Genomic DNA, 22,907 nt, shown 5'->3' with positions numbered 1-22,907 from the left:
TACCAAAAATATTTTTATACTTTCGGTAGCATGCTTAATTAATATTTATTTTTTTCCTTAATTGCCCTATCCATGTCCCTCTTATGAGCTTTTTCTAACATAGAATCTCTCTTATCATAATTTTTCTTACCTTTACAAACTCCAAGCGCAACTTTAACTTTTCCGTCCTTCAAATACAATGATAGAGGTATTAAGGTATATCCATCTCTAGACACTAAACCATCAAGCCTTCTTATTTCATCTCTACGAAGAAGTAATTTTCTCTCTCTTAATGGATCTACATTAAATATATTTCCTTGTTCATAAGGAGATATGTGCATATTTTTTACAAATATTTCACCATTATATATATCTGCATAACAGTCTTTAAGATTCACTCTTCCATTTCGTATTGACTTAACCTCTGTCCCAACTAAAACCAATCCTGCTTCCATTGCTTCTTCTACAAAATAGTCATGCCTTGCTTTTCTATTTTCTGCTAATGAATTCTCATTTCTTTTTCTTGCCATCATAATCACCCGCTATGGTTATATTTCTACTAAAATTATATTATACCCATTTCTGTAAATCAACTTATTTTGAGCATTGCTGATATCAACACTCAAAATAAGTTTATACGCACAAATTTTTGCTCCTTCAGAATATTAAAATCATATCTTATACTTCAACTAGCTCTCTTTCTACTTCGCTAATTTTTCCTTCTGATTCAAAATCTTTATCTGTTTCTTCTCTCTTTGGCTCTTGTGTAATCTTAAAAAATATCTCTCTATTTGTTATATCTACATTAACGCATTCTACTTTTACTTTATCTCCAAGTTTATATAACTTTTTAGTTCTTTCACCAATCAAGCTTAGATTTGCTTCATTGAATATATAATAATCATCGTCTAAATCTGTTATATGAACTAAACCTTCAATTGTATTTGGTAACTCAACGAATACTCCAAAAGATGTAACTGAAGATATAATTCCTTCGAATTCTTGACCAATTCTCTCTTGCATATATTCAGCTTTTTTAAGATCATCAACTTCTCTTTCTGCATCTTGAGCCTTTCTTTCCATTTCAGAAGATTGTTTAGCTGCATAACCTACTATATTTTTTAATTTATTTATTCTAGTTCCATCTACTTCTCCATGCAAATATTCTTTTATGATTCTATGAATTTGTAAATCAGGATATCTTCTTATTGGTGAAGTGAAGTGGCAATAATACTGAGCTGCAAGCCCAAAATGTCCACTGCACTCTGGCGCATATCTCGCCTGCATCATAGACCTTAATAGTAGTGTACTTACAACTGTTTCTTCGTTTTTTCCTTTAACCTTTTCTAGAATCTCTTGAAAACTTTTTGGTCTTATTTCTTCTGTCCATTGGATAGCATATCCTAAATTATAAACAAATTCTTTAAATTTAGCTAATTTCTCTTCATCTGGGCTCTCATGGATTCTGTATACAAAAGGTATATGAGTACCAAACATATGCTCTGCAACTGTCTCATTTGCTGCTAACATAAATTCTTCTATCATCCTATTTGATATTTCACGATCATATGGTTTAATTTCAATTGGTTTTCCTAAATCGTTAAGTGTTATCTTAGCTTCTGCTATTTCAAAATCGATAGCACCTCTTTTGGTTCTCTTATTTCTCAATATACCGCATAGCTCTTCCATCATTTTAAAGTCATCAACAAGATAATCATATCTTTTTATAAGTTCTTCATCATTATCTCTTAATATCTTTGTAACATCTTTGTATGTCATTCTCTCATTAGTTTTTATTACAGATTCTACAATTTCATGGTCTACAACTTTTCCTTTATGGTCTATCTCCATAAAGCAAGTTAATGTTAATCTATCCACTCTAGGGTTTAACGAACATATTCCATTAGATAATTTTCTAGGTAACATTGGAACAACTCTATCTATTAAATAAACTGATGTTGCTCTTTTTAATGCTTCCTTGTCTAATGGACTATTTTCCTTTACATAGTGTGTTACATCGGCAATATGAACTCCTAGTTTAAAGTTGCCATTACTTAATTTTTCGATAGATACAGCATCATCTAAGTCCTTAGCATCTTCACCATCTATTGTGACCATTCTCAAATCTCTTAAATCTCTTCTGCCTTTATATTCTTCTTCATCAATTTCCTCAGAAATACCTTCCGCATATTTTTGAACTTTTTCACTAAATTCTTCTGGAAGTCCAAGTTTTTTAATTATCATTAGAATATCTATTCCTCTGTCACCTTTTCTTCCTAAAACCTCTGTTACAACTCCTTCAGCCTTTCTATTTTCCTCAGGCCATTTTGTTATCTTAACTGTAACAACATCTCCATCCTTGGCACCATTCCTATCCTTCTTTGAGATGAATACATCTTTAGATATTCTTGGATCCTCAGAAACTACAAAACCAAAATTCTTAGAATCTTCATATACACCTACTATTCTAGTAGTGTTTCTTTCAATAATTTCGACTACTTCTCCTTCTCTTTTCTTGGTCTTTGTATCTTCTCTTGTTACTCTAACAGATATTTTATCACCATTCATAGCTCCATTTATACAATTGCTTGGTATAAATACGTCTTTTTGTCCCTCTTCTTCTGGAATTAAAAATCCAAAACCTTTTGAATGTGATTGAAGCGATCCTATAATAAGACCTTCTTCTTCATGATTCGCGTTAGCTATCATATACTTGTCTTTTTTAGTTCTTATAATAAATCCTTCATCTTCCATAGTTCTTAAAGTCTTTTTAAACGCATTATATTCATTTTTCTTTATATCAAATACAGCAATTAACTCTTCAATGTCCATTGGCCTATATGCAGGTTCTTTCATAAAACTTGCTAATGTTTGTTTTATTCCCATAATTTCTTCCTCCATTATACTATTACTATATTTTATTCCTATATACCTATATACTACCACAATAACCTTGTACAATATAGATTTTATCTTATTTTAATATTAGTATTGACATATATATTCTAATTTATTTATATACTATAGTTTAGTTAATAAAAAAATAGTAGTATTTGAGCTATTTATATATGATGCAATGATAAATTTTATTTAAAATTCTGTTACTACAAATACTCAAATAAAGTTATCAATTAAAAAAATCAATTAAAATATATACATTTAAGAATTATTTAACAAAAATAGATATCCTCTTTTATCAAAAGGATATCTGTAAATGACTAAAATATTTTAATTTTAAGGATCTATATGTTTCAAAAAATATTATTACAATATTATACTCCATATATTTTATGCCTGCCAAAAATTTATTTAACAAGCAATAAAACTGAGTTTCTCATGTAATAAATAATGCATAATCAAGAAACTCAGTCTCTAGTTTTCTAGTCAACTTCGTTAATAAAGGTATCATAATAAAATCCTATACTATAAAAAATTTGAAATCAAAATTTTGTCTTTATATATTTTATATTCTTAACTTTCTAATTTATTTATATCAACTAGTCATCAAACAATGTTGTACTTAGATACCTATCTCCCCTATCAGGGAAAACAACAACTATATTTCCACTATCAATCTCACCAGTAAGCTTTAATGCTGCTGAAAGTATTGCTCCAGATGATGATCCAACTATTAAACCTTCCTTTTTAGCCAATAACTTCACATTCTTAAAAGCCTCATCATCGCTAACTTTTATAACTTTATCAACTAAAGATATGTCCATTGTTTTGGGAACAAAATCATTTCCGATGCCTTCTATTTTGTAACTCTTATGCTCTCCACCGACCATTGTTGATCCTTCTGGATCTGCAAGCACTCCTTTAATGTTCTTATTCTTTTCCTTTAGATATTTTATGATACCAGTAAATGTGCCCCCACTTCCAGCACCTGCCACGAAATAATTTATATTACCGTCTAAAGCTTTATATATTTCAGGCCCTGTTGTTTTATAATGAGCCAAAGGATTATCTTCATTTTCAAATTGACCTAGACTAGTGCTATCAGGAATCTCTTTTAACAACTCGCTAGCTTTATTTATAGCTCCAAGCATCCCTTCTTCATCTGGAGTATTAATGATTTTAGCCCCCAAAGCTTTCATTAGCTTTTGCTTTTCTATTGAAAATTTAGTTGGTACTACAAATATTATATTATAGCCTTTATTTATTGCCGCTAGAGCTATACCAAGACCAGTATTCCCCGCCGTTGCATCAACTATGGTATATCCCCTCTTTAAACTTCCATTTCTCTCAGCCCCCTCAATCATTGATACTCCAATTCTATCTTTTACACTGCCACCAGGATTAAAACACTCAAGTTTAGCAAATATATTAATATTTTTTTTAACATTTATATGTGTGAGTTTTATCAGCGGAGTATTTCCAATAAGTTCTTTTACATCACTTACATAATTCATATTAAACTCTCCTTAAATGCATTATTTAAATCATCAATCAAATCATCAATATTTTCTATGCCTACTGACAACCTAACTAGATTATCGACAATTCCGACCTCCTGCCTTATTGTATACGGAATTGCTGCATGTGTCATGCTGGCTGGGTGACATATTAAAGATTCCACTCCACCTAGGCTTTCTCCTAAAGTTATAAGTTTTAAAGAACTTAGAAATTTTTTATAATCTATCTTTTCATTTATAACAAAAGACAATACTCCCCCAAAGCCAGATGCTTGTTTTTTGTGAATTTCATACCCCTTAGAATCTTTTAGTCCGGGATAATATATTTTAGTTATATATTCACTTTGCGATAAAAATTGTGCTATTTTCTCTGCATTTTCATTGTGTCTATCTAATCTAACACCTAATGTTTTTATACCTTGAAGCAATATAAATGAATCAAATGCACCGAGTACTCCTCCAGTTGAATTCTGTATAAAATGCAACTTATCCCACAGTTCTTCACTATTCACAGCTATTAACCCAGCTACCACATTACTATGGCCTCCTAAATATTTAGTGGCACTATGAACAACAATATCCGCTCCAAATTCTAAAGGTCTTTGCAAATATGGTGACATAAATGTATTGTCTACAACAGTAAGTGCTCCGTATTCCTTTGCAAGCTTGCTAACCTCTTCTATATCAGTTATATCCATTAGCGGATTTGTTGGAGTTTCAATAAAAACAGCCTTTATACTTGTGTTGTCCTTTCCATTTTCTAGAATTCTTTTTACATCATTTAATCTAGAAAAATCAACTATTTCATATTGAAGATTAAAATTCTTAAATACTTTATCAATTACTCTGAAGGTTCCTCCATAAAGATTACTTGGAATTATCACTTTGTCACCGCTGTGAAATAAAGATAACACCGCCGTAATAGCAGCCATCCCGCTGCTAAATGCAAGCCCCCCGCTTCCACTTTCCAATAAAGCAATAGTTTTCTCTAGTGCTTCTCTCGTGGGATTTCCAGTCCTTGAATATTCATATCCTTTATTTTTACCTAACTGTTCTTGCTTATATGTGGAAGTTTGATAGATTGGGACATTCACCGATCCTGTTGTCTCATCCCCATCAATTGCACCATGAACTAATAATGACTCTATTTTCATTTTTCTCTCCTCCTTAATGTTTCGCTAGTGCAAAGTTTTCTACACTATTCTTTATTTCTTATATATAAAGGTTTCTGCTATTTCTAAATATAAATTACTATATATTATTAATATAATTCTTATTTGTTTACTATGTTTTATGATAAATAAAATATTTATATTTTATTTCCCTTCACGATTATCATTATGAATCCTTAATAATTTTTTAATACTTGTTTCTATTTATATTAATTAACTAATTTCCTATCCATGAGAGAATGTTCCAAAAACTTCTTTGTCATATAACTGACCATGCATATCATGATTTTTACCTGGAATTACATATGCATCAGCTATAAAATGTTTGCAGTGTCTAAATACATCAAAATATCCACCTGCTTCTCCTCTAAATTTGTCAAGCATTATACATGATGGTGCTTCAAGATGAGAAAGCTCGTTTTGTGGTATTAATGGAATTATATTTAATATTGATGCTCCTTTTATTGTCATAGAAGATTCTTTTAAATTGATTGTTCCCATAATCTTGATACTCCTCCTTTAAATCGTTGTTTAAGTAAAATCTTTAAGCAATCGTACTGACTATTATTTTTGATTGTGCCTTAAATGCAAAATAAAAGAGGACATACTTCTATCTCTAGAAGTACATCCTCTGGTTTTCCAGTCAGATTCTTTGAATATTATCCTTTTCCATATACTCTTATTCATATAAGATTGCTATATTTTTATATAATATATTCCTTAAACTCAAATTTGTCAACATCTTTTTGACTTAATTATGCTTAAAGCTCTCATTAATCTTTACCCTCGTAATATATAATCATACTCCTCTAGATGCTAACTCTAAAATACTACCTCATTCTTATTTTTTCGTTCTTGTCCACCTGTATTACTACTCCATCCTGTATTATTAACGTTATTGATCCAAATCTTATTTTTTCAACCATCTTTAATATTTCCTCTAGTTTTTTATTTTCCACAATTTCTTTACTATTAATATCCATATAATCCCCTCCACAATTTGATATATACAAATTATCTATATATAATTATTTACAAATCATATATTTCCCCTAGAAATTTGTCATATAAATTTCTCCTAAAAAAATAAACTACCTCTGCAAAAAAAACAGAGGCAGAAAATTTCCGCGGTTCCACTCTGATTGTTATTCTTAATGCTTAAAGGCATTTTTATTTAACAACATCTTTATGTGCTATATCAGGCACACCTGCTAAGCATACTTTTAGTTTCAACTTAGTGCTCCAGGATGCATTCAACTAGGTTCAATTTAGAATTCCTCACAGCCTTTTGAGAATTCCTCTCTAAAAACTTCCACTAACTTACTTTTTCCCTTCATAGCGTTAATCTTTTATAATTATATTAATATTTATTCATATTATTCCTATTAAATTACTATGATTTATTTTTATTTAATTATATTCCATATAGTTGCAATTAGTCAATGCGTTTTATATAACACTTTATTAACCATTTGACTAAATTTATTATTTTATGATGATAACAAGTTTCTATAATTATATGGACATACTAAAATTTTAAAATAAAAAAAGCTACCTAAGTAAAGTAGCTTATAGTTATTATTTTATTAAATTTAATAAAATTGTATTAATTGCAAACAATGCCATAAAAATAACTGTTAATCTCACAAGAATTACTTCTTTAGTTCTCGACTTATTTTTTGCAAAGAATGTATCTTTTGTGCTCCCTTGTATTAAACCACTTAACGCATCAGCTTTACTAGGTTGCATATAAACAGTTATAATAGTAGCTAAGCCTAATATTCCTTCAAAAATTAATAATATATTTTGCATAGGTAACACCTCCTATAATGATCAATAACATACATTTAATAATATCACATTTATTTACTTATTACAACTTATGTAATAAAAATTACACCAAGATCGAATTATTTAGAATTTAGAAAAAAGTTATAAGAACTATATTCCTATAACTTTTCCTAATAAACTTTATTATGATTTATCCTTAAGCAAAATTACTTCTTACTTAAAAATTATCTTTAATAATAATTTATTTTATATTAAAGAAAGCTTTTCTGCCTCTGTACTCAGCAACATCATTTAACTCTTCTTCAATTCTTAACAATTGATTATACTTAGCAACTCTTTCTGATCTAGCTGGTGCTCCAGTCTTTATTTGACCTGCATTTACAGATACAACTAAATCAGCTATAGTTGTATCTTCTGTTTCTCCTGATCTATGAGAAACAACTGCTGTATATCCAGCTCTATTTGCCATTTCTATAGCATTTAATGTCTCTGTTAATGTACCTATTTGATTTAGCTTAATAAGAATTGAATTAGCTACACCAAGATCAATACCTTTTTCAAGTCTTTCTGTATTAGTAACAAATAAATCATCACCAACTAATTGAACTTTCTTTCCTAATCTTTCAGTTATAAGCTTCCAACCTTCCCAATCTTCTTCTGCCATACCATCTTCAATTGAGATAATTGGATATTTATTAACCCAATCTTCAAAGAAATCAACCATCTCTGCTGATGTTAATGTTCTTCCTTCATGTTCTAATACGTATTTACCATCTTTATAATATTCTGATGAAGCAGCATCAATTGCTATAAAGATTTCTTCTCCAGCCTTATATCCAGCTTTTCCTATTGCTTCAATTATTACATCAAGAGCTTCTTGATTTGATTTTAAGTTTGGTGCAAATCCGCCTTCATCACCAATACCTGTTGAATAACCTTTATCATTTAAAATTTTCTTTAATGTGTGATAAACTTCAGCACACATTCTTAACGCTTCACTAAATGTAGGTGCTCCTGCTGGCATGATCATAAATTCTTGTAAATCTACAGAGTTATCAGCATGTGATCCACCATTTAATATGTTCATCATAGGGACTGGCAATACTTTTGAATTAACTCCACCGATATATCTATATAAAGGCATATCTAATGAATTTGCAGCTGCATTTGCAACAGCTAATGAAACTCCTAATATAGCATTAGCACCAAGCTTACTCTTATTGTTTGTTCCATCTAATTCAATTAGCATTTTATCAATGTAAGTTTGTTCAAACACATTGCATCCAATTAATTCTTCTGCAATAATTTCATTTACATTTCTAATTGCGTTTAAAACACCTTTTCCTAAAAATTTATCTTTATCACCATCTCTTAATTCTACTGCTTCATACATTCCTGTTGAAGCTCCTGATGGCACTGCTGCTCTTCCAATTGTTCCATCTTCTAAATATATTTCTACCTCTACTGTTGGGAAACATCTTGAGTCTAAAATTTGTCTTGCAACTACATCTACAATTTCTAAATAATCTTTCATTTAATATTACCTCCTCATTTTTATAATTGTATTGAGAATTCTTATCAATATAATTATAATACATAATTTACTAAATAAAAAGCTTTTTATTTGATTTACCATAATATTATTGGTAAAATAATTTAGGAATATTCATATTATTTTTTATGTAAATATAAAACTGACTTATACGATTAAACAAGATCAAAAGTCAAGCTTATATAACATAATTTATTTGTTTAATTTATACAATTATTCTTAGCATATTAGCCGATATAATATTTTATATAAATTTCATAAGAGATTTACTCAAAATGATACTAATGCCATAACGTTTATAAGTATTTTACTTATAACTAATTACATTTAATATTCATTTTGAGTTATCTTCTCCTATATCTTTACATATTTAATCATCATCTAATATCGATAGGTTTTTTGCCCCGCAATATCTTCTAAATTTCAATTCCCATGATGCGGCTTTCTTTGCATCTATTTTTTTTATACATTCAAAAAATTCATCCAACACACCAACTTTACATAATCCCTTCATTAAATGCCTTGGATAATCAACCTTTCTACTATACGCCTTTTTAGGATCTATTATCATAAGTTTTTCATCCTCTGAGACATAAACATCTTTACATCTGATATCTAATTTCTTAAATTTAAGTCTCTTGAACTCTAATAATAATTCATATATGTTTCTAACTAATCTTTCACTTAACCCATTTTCCTTTATATGCTTATCAAGCCTTATTCCATCAACTAAATCCCTTATCACATAGAATTTTCCTCGCTTATACATATAGGGAAAGTATTTCGATCCATTAGTTTTGGCAAGAATACTGCCTTCATCATTACATACCTTTTTTCTCAAAAATATTTTGATGGCTTTTTTATTTGGTAACTCATAAACCACACCATTGTGTCCTTCACCTAGATACTTAGCTTCTCTAAATAATTTTTCTGTATATTCATCAAAATCAGCAGAGTATGCAAAATTCTTTTTCATATTATCAATCCTAAATCTTTTTTACTAATATATTAATTTTACGCTTATTTTATGCAATTCTGATTAAATCCTTCTTTAAAATCTTATCTTTCTTAACTTATCTGAATAAAGTTATACTTATTCTATATAAGTTTTAATTAATAAAGTTTATAACTTAACCTATTACCAAATTCGCTCTTTTTGATGATGAATCAAATTTTAATGAATAAATTTTTAAAATGTATATTTTATAAAACAAAAAAAACTGCCTGAAACAATTTAAATTATTCCAAGCAGTTTTTTTATTAATTAAAATTATTTATTTACTATTAGATTTTCTCCAGTCATTTCTGTAGGAACTTCAAGTCCTAATTGAACTAACATTGTTGGAGCAATATCTGCAAGTTTTCCGTTGCTTAATTTCTTACCTTCAGTATCATTTGCAACCCAAATAAATGGTACTTCATGTGTAGTATGCGCTGTATATGGATTTCCAGTTGAAAAATCTATCATAGTTTCAGCATTACCATGATCCGCAGTGATAAATAAGCATCCATTCTTTTCTAAAATTTTATCTGCAATCTTTCCTACACATTCGTCAACTGCTTCGATTGCTTTAACTGCAGCCTCAACAACTCCTGTGTGACCTACCATATCTGGATTAGCAAAGTTTAGAATTACCATATCATACTTATCGCTATCTAATCTATCTAGTAATTCATCTGTTACTTCATATGCACTCATTTCTGGTTTTAAATCATAAGTTGCAACCTTTGGTGAAGGTATAACTTTTCTGTCTTCACCTGGATTTTCTTTCTCTACTCCACCGTTAAAGAAGAAAGTAACGTGAGCATATTTCTCAGTTTCTGCTATTCTTAATTGATTTAAGCCCTTATTACTTACATATTCTCCAAGAGTATTACTTAAAGTTTGAGGAGTATATGCAACATTTACTCTTTCTAGAGTCTTATCATATTGAGTCATTGTTACAAAAGTAAGATCTAGAGTTTCTCTCTTGAATCCTGCAAATTCTTTATCATTAATAGCTCTAGTTATTTCTCTTGCTCTATCTGGTCTAAAGTTAAAGAATATAACTGAATCTCCATTTTTAATATTTGCAGTTGGATTACCATTTTCAGTTACAACTGTTGGCAATACAAATTCATCAGTTTTATTATCATGATATGATTTTTCTATAGCTTCAGTTGCACTACTTGCAGTTTCACCTTTTCCTAAAACTAAAGCATTATATGCAAGTTCAACTCTTTCCCATCTATTATCTCTATCCATTGCATAGTATCTACCACTTACAGTTGCGATCTTACCTACGCCTACTTCAGCCATCATCTTTTCAGTTTTTTCAATGAATTCTTGTCCTGATGAAGGTGGAACATCTCTTCCATCCATGAATGCATGAACATAAACATTTTGAACTTCTTCTTTCTTAGCAAATTCTAAAAGACCTCTTAAATGTTCTATATGTGAATGAACTCCACCATCTGATAATAAGCCCATTAAATGTAAAGACGATCCTGTCTTTTTAGCATTAGTCATAGCTAATTTTAATGATTCGTTCTCAAAAAAATCTCCATCTGCTATTGCTTTTGTAATTCTTGTTAATTCTTGGTATACTATTCTACCAGATCCGATATTTAAGTGACCAACTTCTGAATTACCCATTTGACCTTCTGGTAATCCAACAGCTAACCCACTAGCTTGTAATTGTGAAGTTGGGTATTTTTCGAATAGTTTATCTAAATTTGGCTTTTTCGCTAAAGTTACAGCATTTCCTTCTGATTTTGGTGCAATCCCAAAACCATCTAATATCATTAACATAACAGGTTTTTTTGACATTTCCTATCCCTCCAAATATTTTCACAAAATATACTATAAAATTCTTAGATTTCTTTATTAAATTAATATCTGTAAGTTAACTAAATAAACTTATTTGTTAGAAATATATAATATTAAATATTATCATTTATTATGTTTTACATACTATTAATATCTTAAATTATATTATTTTTTTACACTTAATGCAACTTTATAAACATTTAAAGTAAATTTATGTTATTATAATATAAATGTTTTATGAATTACTTTAATATCAAATTATTATTTACTTAAAAAAAGCTGTCTTAGTGCGATTTTCGTCATTCTAAGACAGCTTAAAAAATTTAATACTAATAATTAACTATTGCAGCGAAATCAGCTGGAACTAAACTAGCTCCACCAACTAATGCTCCGTCTATATCAGACATTTCCATTTGTGCTTTTATTGTATTTGGTTTAACTGATCCACCGTATTGAATTCTTGTTTTTTCAGCTGATTCTGCTCCATACATTTCAGCAACCATAGCTCTTATAGCTTTGATTGTTTCATTTGCTTGTTCATCAGTAGCAGTTTTTCCTGTTCCAATTGCCCAGATTGGTTCGTAAGCAATAACAAGTTTTTCTACTTGTTCATTAGTTAATCCAGCTATATCAGCTTTTATTTGAGCTTCAATAACTTGGTTAGTAGTTCCGTTTTCTCTTTGTTCTAAAGATTCTCCACAACAAAGGATTGGAGTAATATTATGTTCGAAAGCTTTCTTAACTTTTTTGTTTAGTGCTTCATCAGTTTCATTGAAGTATTCTCTTCTTTCACTATGACCTAAAACAACATAATCTATTCCCATAGCTTCAAGCATTCCTGGAGCAACTTCTCCTGTGAAAGCTCCACTTTCTTCAAAATGCATGTTTTGTGCAGCAACCTTTATATTTGAACCAGCTACAGCCTTTTTAACTGCATCTAAGCATACAAATGTAGGACATACAACTACATCACATGTAGCATCTTTAACTAATGGCTTTAATTCTTCTACCATTTTAACTGCTTCATCAATAGTTTTATTCATTTTCCAGTTTCCTGCGATAATTGCTTTTCTCATTCTACTCACCTCATAATTTTTTATTAATGAAACTTATAAATTATCTAATTATATTATGAATCTATATAAGCTTAAGGAAAGTGATCAGATTTCCTTAAGCTTATTATATATCTACAAAAATTACAAACTAGATATTTAAGAATGAATCCTTGGCCTTAGATTCATCAAATCCCGTCGAATTTGCTTCCTAAAAAATAGCTTATCACTTCTCTTCAATATATATTCCCTAATTATTTAAATACCTTACCTAACAATCCAGCATTTTCAAAAATCTATTACTTAATTATAAGAGATATGTCTATACTCTTGTAGGTAAGTTCAAGTTAAATTCATTTGGGGGTAATCACTACCTAAATCAAGTTTCACTTTATAATCTAACTAAATTTATAATTTTCTTTTGAAAATATTATTTATTCCAAACTAACTATTTAAAATTAGTCGTTTAATGCAGCGATTCCTGGTAATACTTTACCTTCTAAGAATTCTAATGATGCTCCACCACCTGTTGAGATGTGAGTCATCTTATCTCCAAATCCTAAAATATTAACAGCAGCAGCTGAATCTCCACCACCAATTATAGTAGTAGCATCTGCATCAGCCATAGCCTTAGCTACTGCAATTGTTCCTTTATTATAGTTTTCGAATTCAAATACACCCATTGGTCCATTCCAGATTACAGTCTTAGCATCTTTAATTGCATCAGCATATAAAGCTTCTGTCTTTGGTCCGATATCTAATCCCATGTTTCCTACTGGAATATTTTGATCTTCAGTAATTGTAGCTTCTACATCTTTGAATTCTGCAGCAACTCTGTGATCTACTGGTAATAAGAATTTAACTCCTTTTTCAGCAGCCTTAGCAACCATTTCTTTAGCATATTCAAGTCTATCTTCTTCAACTAATGAAGTTCCGATTTCATATCCTTGAGCTTTTAAGAATGTATAAGCCATTCCTCCACCGATAATAATTGTGTTAACTTTATCTAAAAGATTGTTTATAACAGCGATTTTATCAGAAACTTTAGCTCCACCTAAGATAGCAACGAATGGTCTTACTGGACTTTCAACTGCATTTCCTAAGAATTTTAATTCTTTTTGGATTAAGTATCCACATACAGCTGTATCTAAGTAATCAGTTACACCAACAGTTGAACAGTGAGCTCTATGAGCTGTTCCAAATGCGTCATTAACAAATACATCAGCTAATGAAGCTAATTCTTTAGAGAATTCTGGAATGTTCTTAGTTTCTTCTTTTCTGCATCTTGTGTTTTCTAATAAAACGATGTCTCCATCTTTCATTTCTGAAACTGCTTTTTTAGCGTTTTCGCCAACAACTTCTTCATCTCTAGCAAAAACAACTTCTTTTCCTAGCATTTCACTTAATCTTGTAGCTACTGGTGCTAATGATTTTGAAGCATCTTTTCCTAAATGTGAACAAAGAATAACCTTTGCACCTTTTTCTACTAAATATTTAATAGTTGGAAGAGCTCCTACTAATCTGTTTTCATCAGTTATAACTCCATCTTTAAGTGGTACGTTAAAGTCACATCTTACTAGTACCTTTTTTCCACTCACTTCAATATCTTCAATTGTTTTTTTATTGAAATTCATTTATTTTCACCTCTGATATTTATTTTATTGATTATTCCTTCATTTTAAAATAGTCTGGCTTTATAGCCTTATACTACAAAACCAGACTTATTTACTTTAACATAAATTTGCGCTCTTTATGTTCTAAGATATAATTCAAATTACTTTAAGTTAGCGAAGTATCCTAAAGTTCTGATTAATTGGTTAGTGTATGACATTTCGTTATCGTACCAAGCAGCTACTTTAACTAATTGTTCTCCATTAACTTCCATAACCTTAGTTTGAGTACCATCGAATAATGAACCGAAGCTGCTTCCGATTATATCGCAAGAAACTATTTCATCTTCAGTGTATCCGAAAGATTCAGTTGCAGCAGCTTTCATAGCAGCGTTAACTTCATCTACAGTAACTTTCTTAGATAAAGTACAAACTAATTCAGTTAATGAACCAGTGATTGTTGGAACTCTTTGAGCACCACCATCTAATTTTCCAGCTAATTCTGGAATAACTAATCCGATTGCTTTAGCAGCACCAGTTGAGTTAGGAATGATAGAAGCTGCAGCAGCTCTAGCTCTTCTTAAATCACCTTTTCTGTGTGGAGCATCTAAAGTATTTTGATCGTTAGTGTATGAGTGGATTGTAGTCATGAAACCTTTTGTTAATCCAAAATCATCACTTAATACTTTAGCCATTGGAGCTAAACAGTTAGTAGTACATGAAGCACCTGAAATAACTGTATCTTCTGCCTTTAAGATGTCGTGGTTTACATTGTAAACTACTGTTGGTAGATCATTTCCTGCAGGAGCTGAAATAACAACTTTCTTAGCACCAGCTGCGATATGAGCTGAAGCTGATTTCTTTGATGCAAAGAATCCAGTACATTCTAAAACGATATCTACGTTTAATTCTCCCCATGGTAAGTTTTCAGGCTTAGCATCAGCAGTAACCTTGATTTCCTTTCCATTAACTACGAAAGCTCCTTCTTTAACTTCGATTTCTCCATCGAATCTTCCTTGAGCTGAATCATATTTGAATAAGTGAGCTAACATTTTAGCATCTGTTAAGTCATTGATTGCAACCACATTAAATTCAGGGTTGTTGATCATTAATCTTAAAGCTAATCTTCCTATTCTTCCAAAACCATTAATTGCTACGTTTACCATTACAATTACCTCCTAATAATGCTTTTCTTTTTTATAAAAATAAATTTTACAAACTAATTTAATAACTGAATTTAACTATTTAGTTTACTTAATATTCCTTTGGCTGCTGCCTCATCTGTAACTAAAACACCATCATTGTCGTTATATTCAGTTGCAATAATTGACTCTACTTTATTTTTCCCACCTGCTACTGCAATATGTGTTTTTATTTTTCTTGCTTCATTAATTTTAATTCCAATTGCGGTAGTTTCTGAGATTATTTTCGAATCCTTATTAAAATAACATCCAAATGCTTCTCCAACAGCTCCATTATTAATCAAATTATCAATTTCTTGCTGTGGTACACCCCTTTTTCTAGCCATCTGCACCGCGTTACCTATACCATAAATTAGTACATCCGCCTTATGTATAGTATCTATAACAACTTTTACTGCCTCTTCTTTAAGCAAGGTGCCTATTATATCTAAGCTCAAATTTTCCGAGATATGAAGCATCTTATAAGTACCGTTTAATTTCTTTGCTAAAGTGGCTGCTAATGTATTAGCTTGGGTTTCAACTTTCTTACCCATTCCTCCTCTTGCTGGTACTACTTGTATCTGTGATAAATTTGTTACTCTTGGAAAAGCTTCTACAACTTCTTTTAAAGTGCTCCCTCCTGTTAATGCTATAATAGAATTATCTTTTAGCACATCTTTAACATAATTAGCACATGCTTTTCCCAAATCCTTTAAAACCAAAGGATTTTCTTCTACATCTCCTGGGACTATGATTACTTTTTTTAAGTTAAGAGAAGATTGTATTTTCTTTTCAACTTCTGAAAGACCTTTTATTTCATGAATGAAATCATTTAGTTTGTGTATAATCTCTACGCCTTCACTTGTAACTGTCATTCCAGAAGTATTTATCTCAATTAAACCTTGTTCTTTTAAAAAACCTATTTCTGTTCTAACTGTTCTTTCACCGACATTTAGCATATCAGCGAGTACTCTTCGTCCTATAGGTTGATTATGAAAGATTGTTCTGAGTACGTTATACCTTTTCTCCAATGTATTTACAAGCTCAGGAACTATCTTCTTTTGTAATTCTAATATTTCCTGCAACTCAAACACTCCTTTGGTCACTACGTGTCCCATATCATTTCATTATGTCCCACATCTATTATTATAAAACACCTTTTTGAAATTTTAAAGTCTTTAGGAAAACTTTTTTTATAATATTTCAAAAAAAACAAAAAAACCCTAACAAAATAAATTATTAGCAAACTTTTTTCTAGTTTTATACAGCGTTTCATATTTAATATTATTACGCTTAATAATAGCTATGTGAAATAGTATTTTTGAATTCAAGAACCATTTTATCAACTGTCAATTTCAATTACAGAAAAGATAATCATGAACTTTATATATTCCTATAATTAAAGTTGACATGTTCTTAAACTGTAATTGAATATTTACAATTGAATTTAATATTAAAATCTAAAGCTAATTATTTCATGGAATCTTTATAATCTCTTCCTTGCTGAAGATGATTTTATACCTAATTCCTCTCTATATTTTGCAACAGTTCTTCTAGATATATTCATATTTTTTTCTACTAACATAGAACTTATTAGTTGATCTGATAAAGGCTTACTTTTATTCTCTTCTTCTATTATTTTCTTTATTTCATTTTTTATTTTTGAAGTTGCCATATCTTCGTTATTGTTTGAGGATAACCCACTTGCAAATAAATCTTTTATTTTAATTGTTCCATAACTTGTTAAAACATATTTATCTTTAATTGCTCTACTTACGGTAGATTCATGAAGATTGATTATTTCTGCAACTTCTTTTAGTGTCAAAGGTTTTATATACTGTCTTCCAAACTTAAAGAAATCATTTTGCTTTTCAACAACACATTCTAACACCTTATATAATGTATTTTTCCTTTGCTCTATTGACTTAATTAAGAAAAGTGCCTGATTAATTTTTTCTTTAACATAAGTGTTTGTTTCAGAATCTTGATTATTTCTTAAAACATCTCTATATGTTTTATTTATCATAAGTCTTGGCAAAACACTTTCATTCATCAAAATGAAAAATTCACCATCAACATTCTTTATTTCAGCATCAGGAATTATATAATTAACCTCTTCTCCTGTATAAAAGCCTCTTGATGGTTTAGGTTCCAACTTCTTTATTAAATCACCATATCTTTGAGCTTCTCTTGGATTTATATTGAGGTCCTTCGCTACAACTTCATATTTGTTTTCTGCAATATTTTCTAAATGATTTAAAATTATTTTTTCTATCGTATCATCTAAAATATTTAATTTTAGACTCTGAATAAGCAGACATTCCTTGATATTCCTAGCACCAATTCCATATGGTTCCAATGCCTGTACCACTTCTAATGCCCTATTAACTATCTCCTCAGATATATTTAATTCTTCCGCAAGTTCTCGTGTTGATATTTCCAAATACCCTCTATAATCTAATGATTCAACGATATAATTACATATATCTAACATATATTGATCTATATCAGCTTCAATTAGTTGTTCTTGTAAATATTCTTTTAGTGATACTTTCTTCTCAATGAAATTTAATGGTGAAACTTCTTCATTAGAATAATTTGTTTCTGATCTATCCTTGTAATTATCAGAATATAATTCTTCAACTAATTTTTTATGATCGTATTTGTCTTCTATATTAACGTCTCTGTTTATCTGTTCATCATCATATGAGCTTATTTCCTCGTTAACCTCTAACACTGGATTTTCTGAATACTCATTGTCAATATATTCTCTCAAATCATGAAGAGACATTTGTAAAAGCTTTATGGATTGTTGCATATTTTGAGTGAGTACTAATCGCTGTTCCTGGGTCATCTTCATGTTATAATCCAAATTCATAAGTTTCCTCCTTATAATTTATATAAATTATTTTTAATTAAACGTATTCATTAAATTTATTGAAGTAATCTCTCTTTCTATTAGTATACCTCCTATTCTGTAAATATTGCAAGTCCACTATATGTAACTATGTGAATCATATCTAGTACAATAAATATAAAAACATGCTTATATACTACTTATATCAACCATGTTAAAATATAAGTAATAGCTAAAAGCATGTTTTTTATTTATTAATTAAAATTATTTATTTAAAAAAACTAATCCACAGCATCCAGGTCCAGAATGTATACATACAGTTGATCCAACCGGACATTCAATAAAGTTAACGTTATTATCATTCATATATGTTCTAAGTGCTTCCTTTACTTCAATATTATTTACGTCAATCAATATTACAGGCACTTCTTCATCTAAAGTCGCATTTTCCAAATCACTAATAATTTTCTTAATCGCCTTTTTATTTCCTCTAATTTTATCTTTAACTGACATTATGCCATCTTTTATTTCAAGTATTAACTTTATTCCAAGCATGCCACCAACCATGCCAGCAGTTTTTGAAATCCTTCCGCCTCTCACTAGGTACTCTAAAGAATCAAAGTAAACTGAAAGCTTAACTTTATTTCTAATGCTATTTAATTTTTCTTCTACTTCTGAAATGTTATAACCCTTTTCTATGAGCTTAACAGCTTTTAATACAAGTATTCCTAAAGCCGCTGTTACATTCTGAGAATCAACAACTATTATATCTTGGCTTTCCAGCATTTCCTTAGCAATACATGCCGATTGATATGTTCCACTCATTACAGAAGACATATGAATTGATATAATTTTATATCCTTCCGCTAAGTACTTCTTATAGATTTCAACGAATCTATTCGGAGTAACTTGAGCTGTAGTTGGAAGTATATTTTCATTTCTAATTCTTTCAAAAACTTCATTAGTATTTATCTCAACTCCATCTAGATAACTTTCTTCACCAAAGTTTATCAATAATGGCAAAACTTCTATATCGTATTTCTCATATATTTCTTTTGGCAAATCAGCAGTGCTATCTGTTATAATTTTTATCTTTTCCATATATCTTCATTCCTCTTCAATTATTTCATATTAGGAAATCCTATCTGCCTTAAAGCTTCATAAGCCACTATAGCTACTGTATTAGATAAATTTAAACTTCTAGTACTTGATTTTATCATTGGAACCCTAAATCCAATATGCCTATTATGCACTTCTTCAGGAACCCCACTAGATTCTCTTCCAAACATTATAAAATCCCCTTCTTTGAAGGAAATTTCATCAAAATGCGCTTCTCCGTGTGTAGTTGATAAATATATTGTTTTATCACCATATTTTTTCAAGAATTCTTCATAGCTATCATGTATTTCTAGATCTAAATCTTTCCAATAATCTAAGCCTGCTCTTCTCACTTGCTTTTCATTTATTTCGAACCCAAGAGGTTTTATTAAATGCAACTTACTGCCTGTTAAAACACAAGTTCTTGCAATATTTCCAGTATTCTGAGGTATCTCAGGTTCATATAATACTATATTTAAATTCAAAACGTCACCTTCTCCTATTTTGTACAAAAATTATTTCACTTTAATTTAAAATTATACTATATGGTTCATAACAAGTCAAAAATAATAATTGCTTAACCATAGAAAAGTCTTTCACTATAAAAGGTATATTATTGTGTATTCTAATCAGTAAATTATTAAATATATTAAAGTTGTTTTAACCTTAATAAAACTTAAGCATATTTTCTTTAATTAATCTTAATAATTCCTAAAGAAAATATGCTTTGAGTTTTTTATAAATATTAAATTTTTATCTATTGTGTTGGTTGAGCTACAGGTGGTTCTGCTGTTGGCTGAGCTGCTGGCGGCTCTGCTGTTGTTTCTGGCTGTTGAGTCGCATCTACAGGTTGAGTTCCTTTTTTGACTACTATCCCTACACTTGCATAAGTATCTGTTGATACTACTTCTCTATTCACTTCAGAACCATTTTCATAAGTTATCTGATATGCTCTTGCTCTATAACCAGTCATTCCAGCTCCCTCTGTTACTTCTTGTCCTACTGGTAAACTGCTATCATCTACCACTTTTGTTTCTGGTGGTATTGTTTCAAGAATTTCACTTGCCATATCATATGTTCTTCCATTTAAAGCACTAGGATCTCCATATATACTGTAAGTCACTACTTTACCTGACGTATTTCCTTGAATATATATAGGAAAATCATATGTGTTTTTAAACTTATAATCTAAATATCCATATGAAACAGTGGCATCAAGCCCAGGTTGTGCATAACCAACAGCCATGGAATGATTTGTTCTTTCAATAGACCTTAGGTTTGCTTTCATAGCAGCTCTATAAATAGTGGTCGATACTTGACATATTCCACCACCAATTCCGGGCTCTATTTTATTTCCAACATATGTTCCAGCTTCCTTATAACCTCTTTCAGCTGTTCTAGGTCCTACAACGTCATTAAAACTAAATATTTCTCCTGGCATAACTATTGTTCCGTTTATTGCTGAAGTAGCTATTTCTATGTTATTACATCTTCCTTCCGGCGATGTGGAATAATTTGATGAAAAAGTACCCATTACTCCTTTTATCTTGGATAGATCTTCTTGAGTTATTTTAGGTTTTGTTACTTCTAAATCAATTGATACTGAATTATCAGAATTAATATCTCCATTTATATTTTCTTTCAACTTCTGATCTAGTGTATCTAAATTAACTGTCTTTCCTTCTGTCTCTGGTTTAATCACAATATTATTCTTTTGTATGCTAACTGCTGCATCTTTAGCAGGTTGATTAACAGCTATCTGAAGTTTTTCCTCGTATTCCTTCAATTTTTCTTCATTATAAGAAAATTTGATTGGAACCTCCTTGCTCTTACTATTATTACTCTTTATGCTTATATATCTGCTTAAGACCCCATCTTTTTTTCCAAGTTTATAAGCCTCTTCAACAGTTGCATCTATATCATATTTAGGATTAATATCAGAGTAAATAAGTTCATATTGTTTGTCCTCTATTTTAATAGATAACTTTTTATTTTCTATAGATGTTACAAATGTTTCGGTAAGCTTATTCTTAGCTTCTTCTTTAGTCATTCCTCCAATATTTATTTCTTGTACAGTTACTCCCGGATATATTTTATCATCCCACTCCTTAACTATACCTTTTATAGCTATTGAGTATGCAATTAGTGCAGCAGCTCCTACTATAATTAATGTAAATATTGCGAGCATAATTTTCTTCTTTTTATTATAATTGTCTTTAGAAGCGTTTGCTCTTTTGCTGGTGCGTTTTTCCACTCCCTTATTCTCCTTTCAAGGAATTAAATATCATACATCTTCTATGTTTAATATTTATTTTGAGTACATTTATCGATAGCAATTTACATATTTTTCAAATTGTCATCAATGTTTTCATTATATCATATTCCAACTATCAATAGAAATATGATTATATTCCCATATAAGCTGAAATACGATACTATTTATTATAGATTTACTTTTGCACGAGTTTTTGAAGTTTCTCCATCATAATCAAAAGCTTCAATTGATACTTCTACTGGTGCATTCTTCTGAGTATTTACCTTATTACTAGTTATTAAGTAACTTGTAGCATTTTCATCAACAGTTCCAACCCATTCTCTATTTACAAAAATGTTATATCCCAATAAATCTACATCAGGATTTCTATTCCAAGAAACATTTATGTTCCTATTCTGGTACGCTGCCTTTAATCCAGTAACAACACGAGGCTGCCTTAATAAATCTACATTATCCGGTCCCCAATTTGCATCAACAGGATTCCCAATTCCTTGTACAGTTTGGCTTTCACTATATTGCCATATCCTCCATCTGGTCCAGCCTCCAACATTAGGAGGGAATTCAGGATTAATAGGGATACTTGTATACATTGCAATCCATAGTGGCATATTTTTTAGTGGATAGCCACGTCCAGGAATATAAAAATTATCATAAAGCTCTATAAAATTTGTTCCTGTGTAAATCATAAGCCTTCTTCTAGTTTTTCTTTCAAATCTTTTTCTAAATCTATCAATCCAATCAATTAATGTTCTTGTACTTATTGATTTATCCAAAGGTGCCTCTACATCTATTACAGGAAACAAATCCCCATAATCATTGTTTCCGAACCCCTGCTGCAGTGTATTTATAAAGTCATCACATTGTCTATCCGCATCTGTTAGATCATAAGATGGCATAGAAAAATGATATGCTCCAACTGGGATTCCATAATTCCTACTATTCTTCGCATAATCTACAAACTTTCTATCAACCCTAAACCTTCCTGTTGCAGATCCTGACGCTCTCAAGTACAAAAAATCTACTTTTGTTGCCAATACGTTAAACTGAACACTTGTTGTATATTCATTTATGTCTACTCCAAAACGACTGTTAGGATTTTTGTTTTGCATATTTCCT

The 22,907-nt window shown here is 30.1% G+C and carries 19 protein-coding genes and 1 other annotated feature; all 19 genes read right to left on the bottom strand.

From position 1 onward, the window contains the following. Nucleotides 1-38: 38 nt before the first annotated feature. The 19 genes from smpB to PZA12_RS03430 all read right to left on the bottom strand — a co-directional run bounded on the left by smpB (nt 39) and on the right by PZA12_RS03430 (nt 22,900). A complete protein-coding gene (gene smpB / locus PZA12_RS03520; RefSeq protein ID WP_103698518.1) occupies nt 39-509 on the bottom strand; it encodes an SsrA-binding protein SmpB in 471 nt (156 codons plus the stop codon). Between the two features lie 148 nt (nt 510-657). After that, the gene (gene rnr / locus PZA12_RS03515; protein WP_078115999.1) at nt 658-2,865 is read right to left on the bottom strand and encodes a ribonuclease R; all 2,208 of its coding nucleotides are present in this window, start codon (nt 2,863-2,865) and stop codon (nt 658-660) included. 611 nt (nt 2,866-3,476) lie between these two features. Beyond that, complete coding sequence (locus tag PZA12_RS03510) at nt 3,477-4,391, bottom strand: PLP-dependent cysteine synthase family protein (RefSeq protein ID WP_103698517.1); 915 nt, start codon at nt 4,389-4,391, stop codon at nt 3,477-3,479. Beyond that, nucleotides 4,388-5,548 carry a trans-sulfuration enzyme family protein gene (locus tag PZA12_RS03505; protein WP_103698516.1) on the bottom strand — a complete coding sequence of 387 codons (1,161 nt, stop codon included), beginning with the start codon at nt 5,546-5,548 and terminating at the stop codon, nt 4,388-4,390. The genes PZA12_RS03510 and PZA12_RS03505 overlap by 4 nt, the downstream gene beginning before the upstream one ends. 243 nt (nt 5,549-5,791) lie before the next feature. Next, nucleotides 5,792-6,067 (bottom strand): hypothetical protein, encoded by a 276-nt coding sequence (locus tag PZA12_RS03500; protein WP_242984844.1) that lies wholly within the window; start codon nt 6,065-6,067, stop codon nt 5,792-5,794. A gap of 329 nt (nt 6,068-6,396) precedes the next feature. Further along, the gene (locus tag PZA12_RS03495; protein ID WP_078115996.1) at nt 6,397-6,549 is read right to left on the bottom strand and encodes a YezD family protein; all 153 of its coding nucleotides are present in this window, start codon (nt 6,547-6,549) and stop codon (nt 6,397-6,399) included. A gap of 124 nt (nt 6,550-6,673) precedes the next feature. Then, nucleotides 6,674-6,912: a binding site (T-box leader), on the bottom strand. A 232-nt stretch (nt 6,913-7,144) separates the two neighbouring features. Beyond that, entirely contained in the window at nt 7,145-7,378 is a 234-nt protein-coding gene (secG, locus tag PZA12_RS03490; RefSeq protein WP_077837088.1) for a preprotein translocase subunit SecG, read from the bottom strand. A 220-nt stretch (nt 7,379-7,598) separates the two neighbouring features. Then, a complete protein-coding gene (gene eno, locus PZA12_RS03485; protein WP_103698515.1) occupies nt 7,599-8,891 on the bottom strand; it encodes a phosphopyruvate hydratase in 1,293 nt (430 codons plus the stop codon). A 388-nt stretch (nt 8,892-9,279) separates the two neighbouring features. Continuing rightward, a complete protein-coding gene (locus PZA12_RS03480) occupies nt 9,280-9,885 on the bottom strand; it encodes a protein kinase (RefSeq protein WP_103698514.1) in 606 nt (201 codons plus the stop codon). Between the two features lie 294 nt (nt 9,886-10,179). Then, complete coding sequence (gpmI, locus tag PZA12_RS03475; protein WP_078115994.1) at nt 10,180-11,718, bottom strand: 2,3-bisphosphoglycerate-independent phosphoglycerate mutase; 1,539 nt, start codon at nt 11,716-11,718, stop codon at nt 10,180-10,182. Between the two features lie 329 nt (nt 11,719-12,047). Beyond that, entirely contained in the window at nt 12,048-12,794 is a 747-nt protein-coding gene (gene tpiA / locus PZA12_RS03470; RefSeq protein WP_077837092.1) for a triose-phosphate isomerase, read from the bottom strand. Nucleotides 12,795-13,228: 434 nt separating this feature from the next. Further along, nucleotides 13,229-14,404 carry a phosphoglycerate kinase gene (locus PZA12_RS03465; RefSeq protein ID WP_078115993.1) on the bottom strand — a complete coding sequence of 392 codons (1,176 nt, stop codon included), beginning with the start codon at nt 14,402-14,404 and terminating at the stop codon, nt 13,229-13,231. A gap of 140 nt (nt 14,405-14,544) precedes the next feature. Next, nucleotides 14,545-15,546 carry a type I glyceraldehyde-3-phosphate dehydrogenase gene (gap, locus tag PZA12_RS03460; RefSeq protein WP_011967945.1) on the bottom strand — a complete coding sequence of 334 codons (1,002 nt, stop codon included), beginning with the start codon at nt 15,544-15,546 and terminating at the stop codon, nt 14,545-14,547. Nucleotides 15,547-15,617: 71 nt separating this feature from the next. Continuing rightward, nucleotides 15,618-16,679, bottom strand: a complete 1,062-nt coding sequence (locus tag PZA12_RS03455) for a sugar-binding transcriptional regulator (protein ID WP_031275614.1) — start codon at nt 16,677-16,679, stop codon at nt 15,618-15,620. Nucleotides 16,680-17,047: 368 nt separating this feature from the next. Next, nucleotides 17,048-18,439, bottom strand: coding sequence for an RNA polymerase factor sigma-54 (rpoN, locus tag PZA12_RS03450; RefSeq protein ID WP_077843800.1), 1,392 nt, complete (start codon nt 18,437-18,439; stop codon nt 17,048-17,050). 243 nt (nt 18,440-18,682) lie between these two features. Then, the gene (locus PZA12_RS03445) at nt 18,683-19,519 is read right to left on the bottom strand and encodes a DegV family protein (RefSeq protein ID WP_078115992.1); all 837 of its coding nucleotides are present in this window, start codon (nt 19,517-19,519) and stop codon (nt 18,683-18,685) included. A 20-nt stretch (nt 19,520-19,539) separates the two neighbouring features. Further along, nucleotides 19,540-20,001, bottom strand: coding sequence for a tRNA (cytidine(34)-2'-O)-methyltransferase (locus tag PZA12_RS03440; RefSeq protein WP_077843798.1), 462 nt, complete (start codon nt 19,999-20,001; stop codon nt 19,540-19,542). 272 nt (nt 20,002-20,273) lie between these two features. After that, on the bottom strand, nt 20,274-21,770 hold the full coding sequence (locus tag PZA12_RS03435) for a VanW family protein (RefSeq protein WP_103698513.1): 1,497 nt from the start codon (nt 21,768-21,770) through the stop codon (nt 20,274-20,276). A gap of 188 nt (nt 21,771-21,958) precedes the next feature. Continuing rightward, nucleotides 21,959-22,900: a glycoside hydrolase family 25 protein gene (locus tag PZA12_RS03430; protein ID WP_011967939.1), complete on the bottom strand. Its 942-nt coding sequence runs from the start codon at nt 22,898-22,900 to the stop codon at nt 21,959-21,961. Between the last annotated feature and the right edge of the window lie 7 nt (nt 22,901-22,907).

Source organism: Clostridium beijerinckii, assembly GCF_036699995.1.
Taxonomy (GTDB): domain Bacteria; phylum Bacillota; class Clostridia; order Clostridiales; family Clostridiaceae; genus Clostridium; species Clostridium helianthi.
This window is presented reverse-complemented; position numbering and strand designations above follow the sequence as displayed.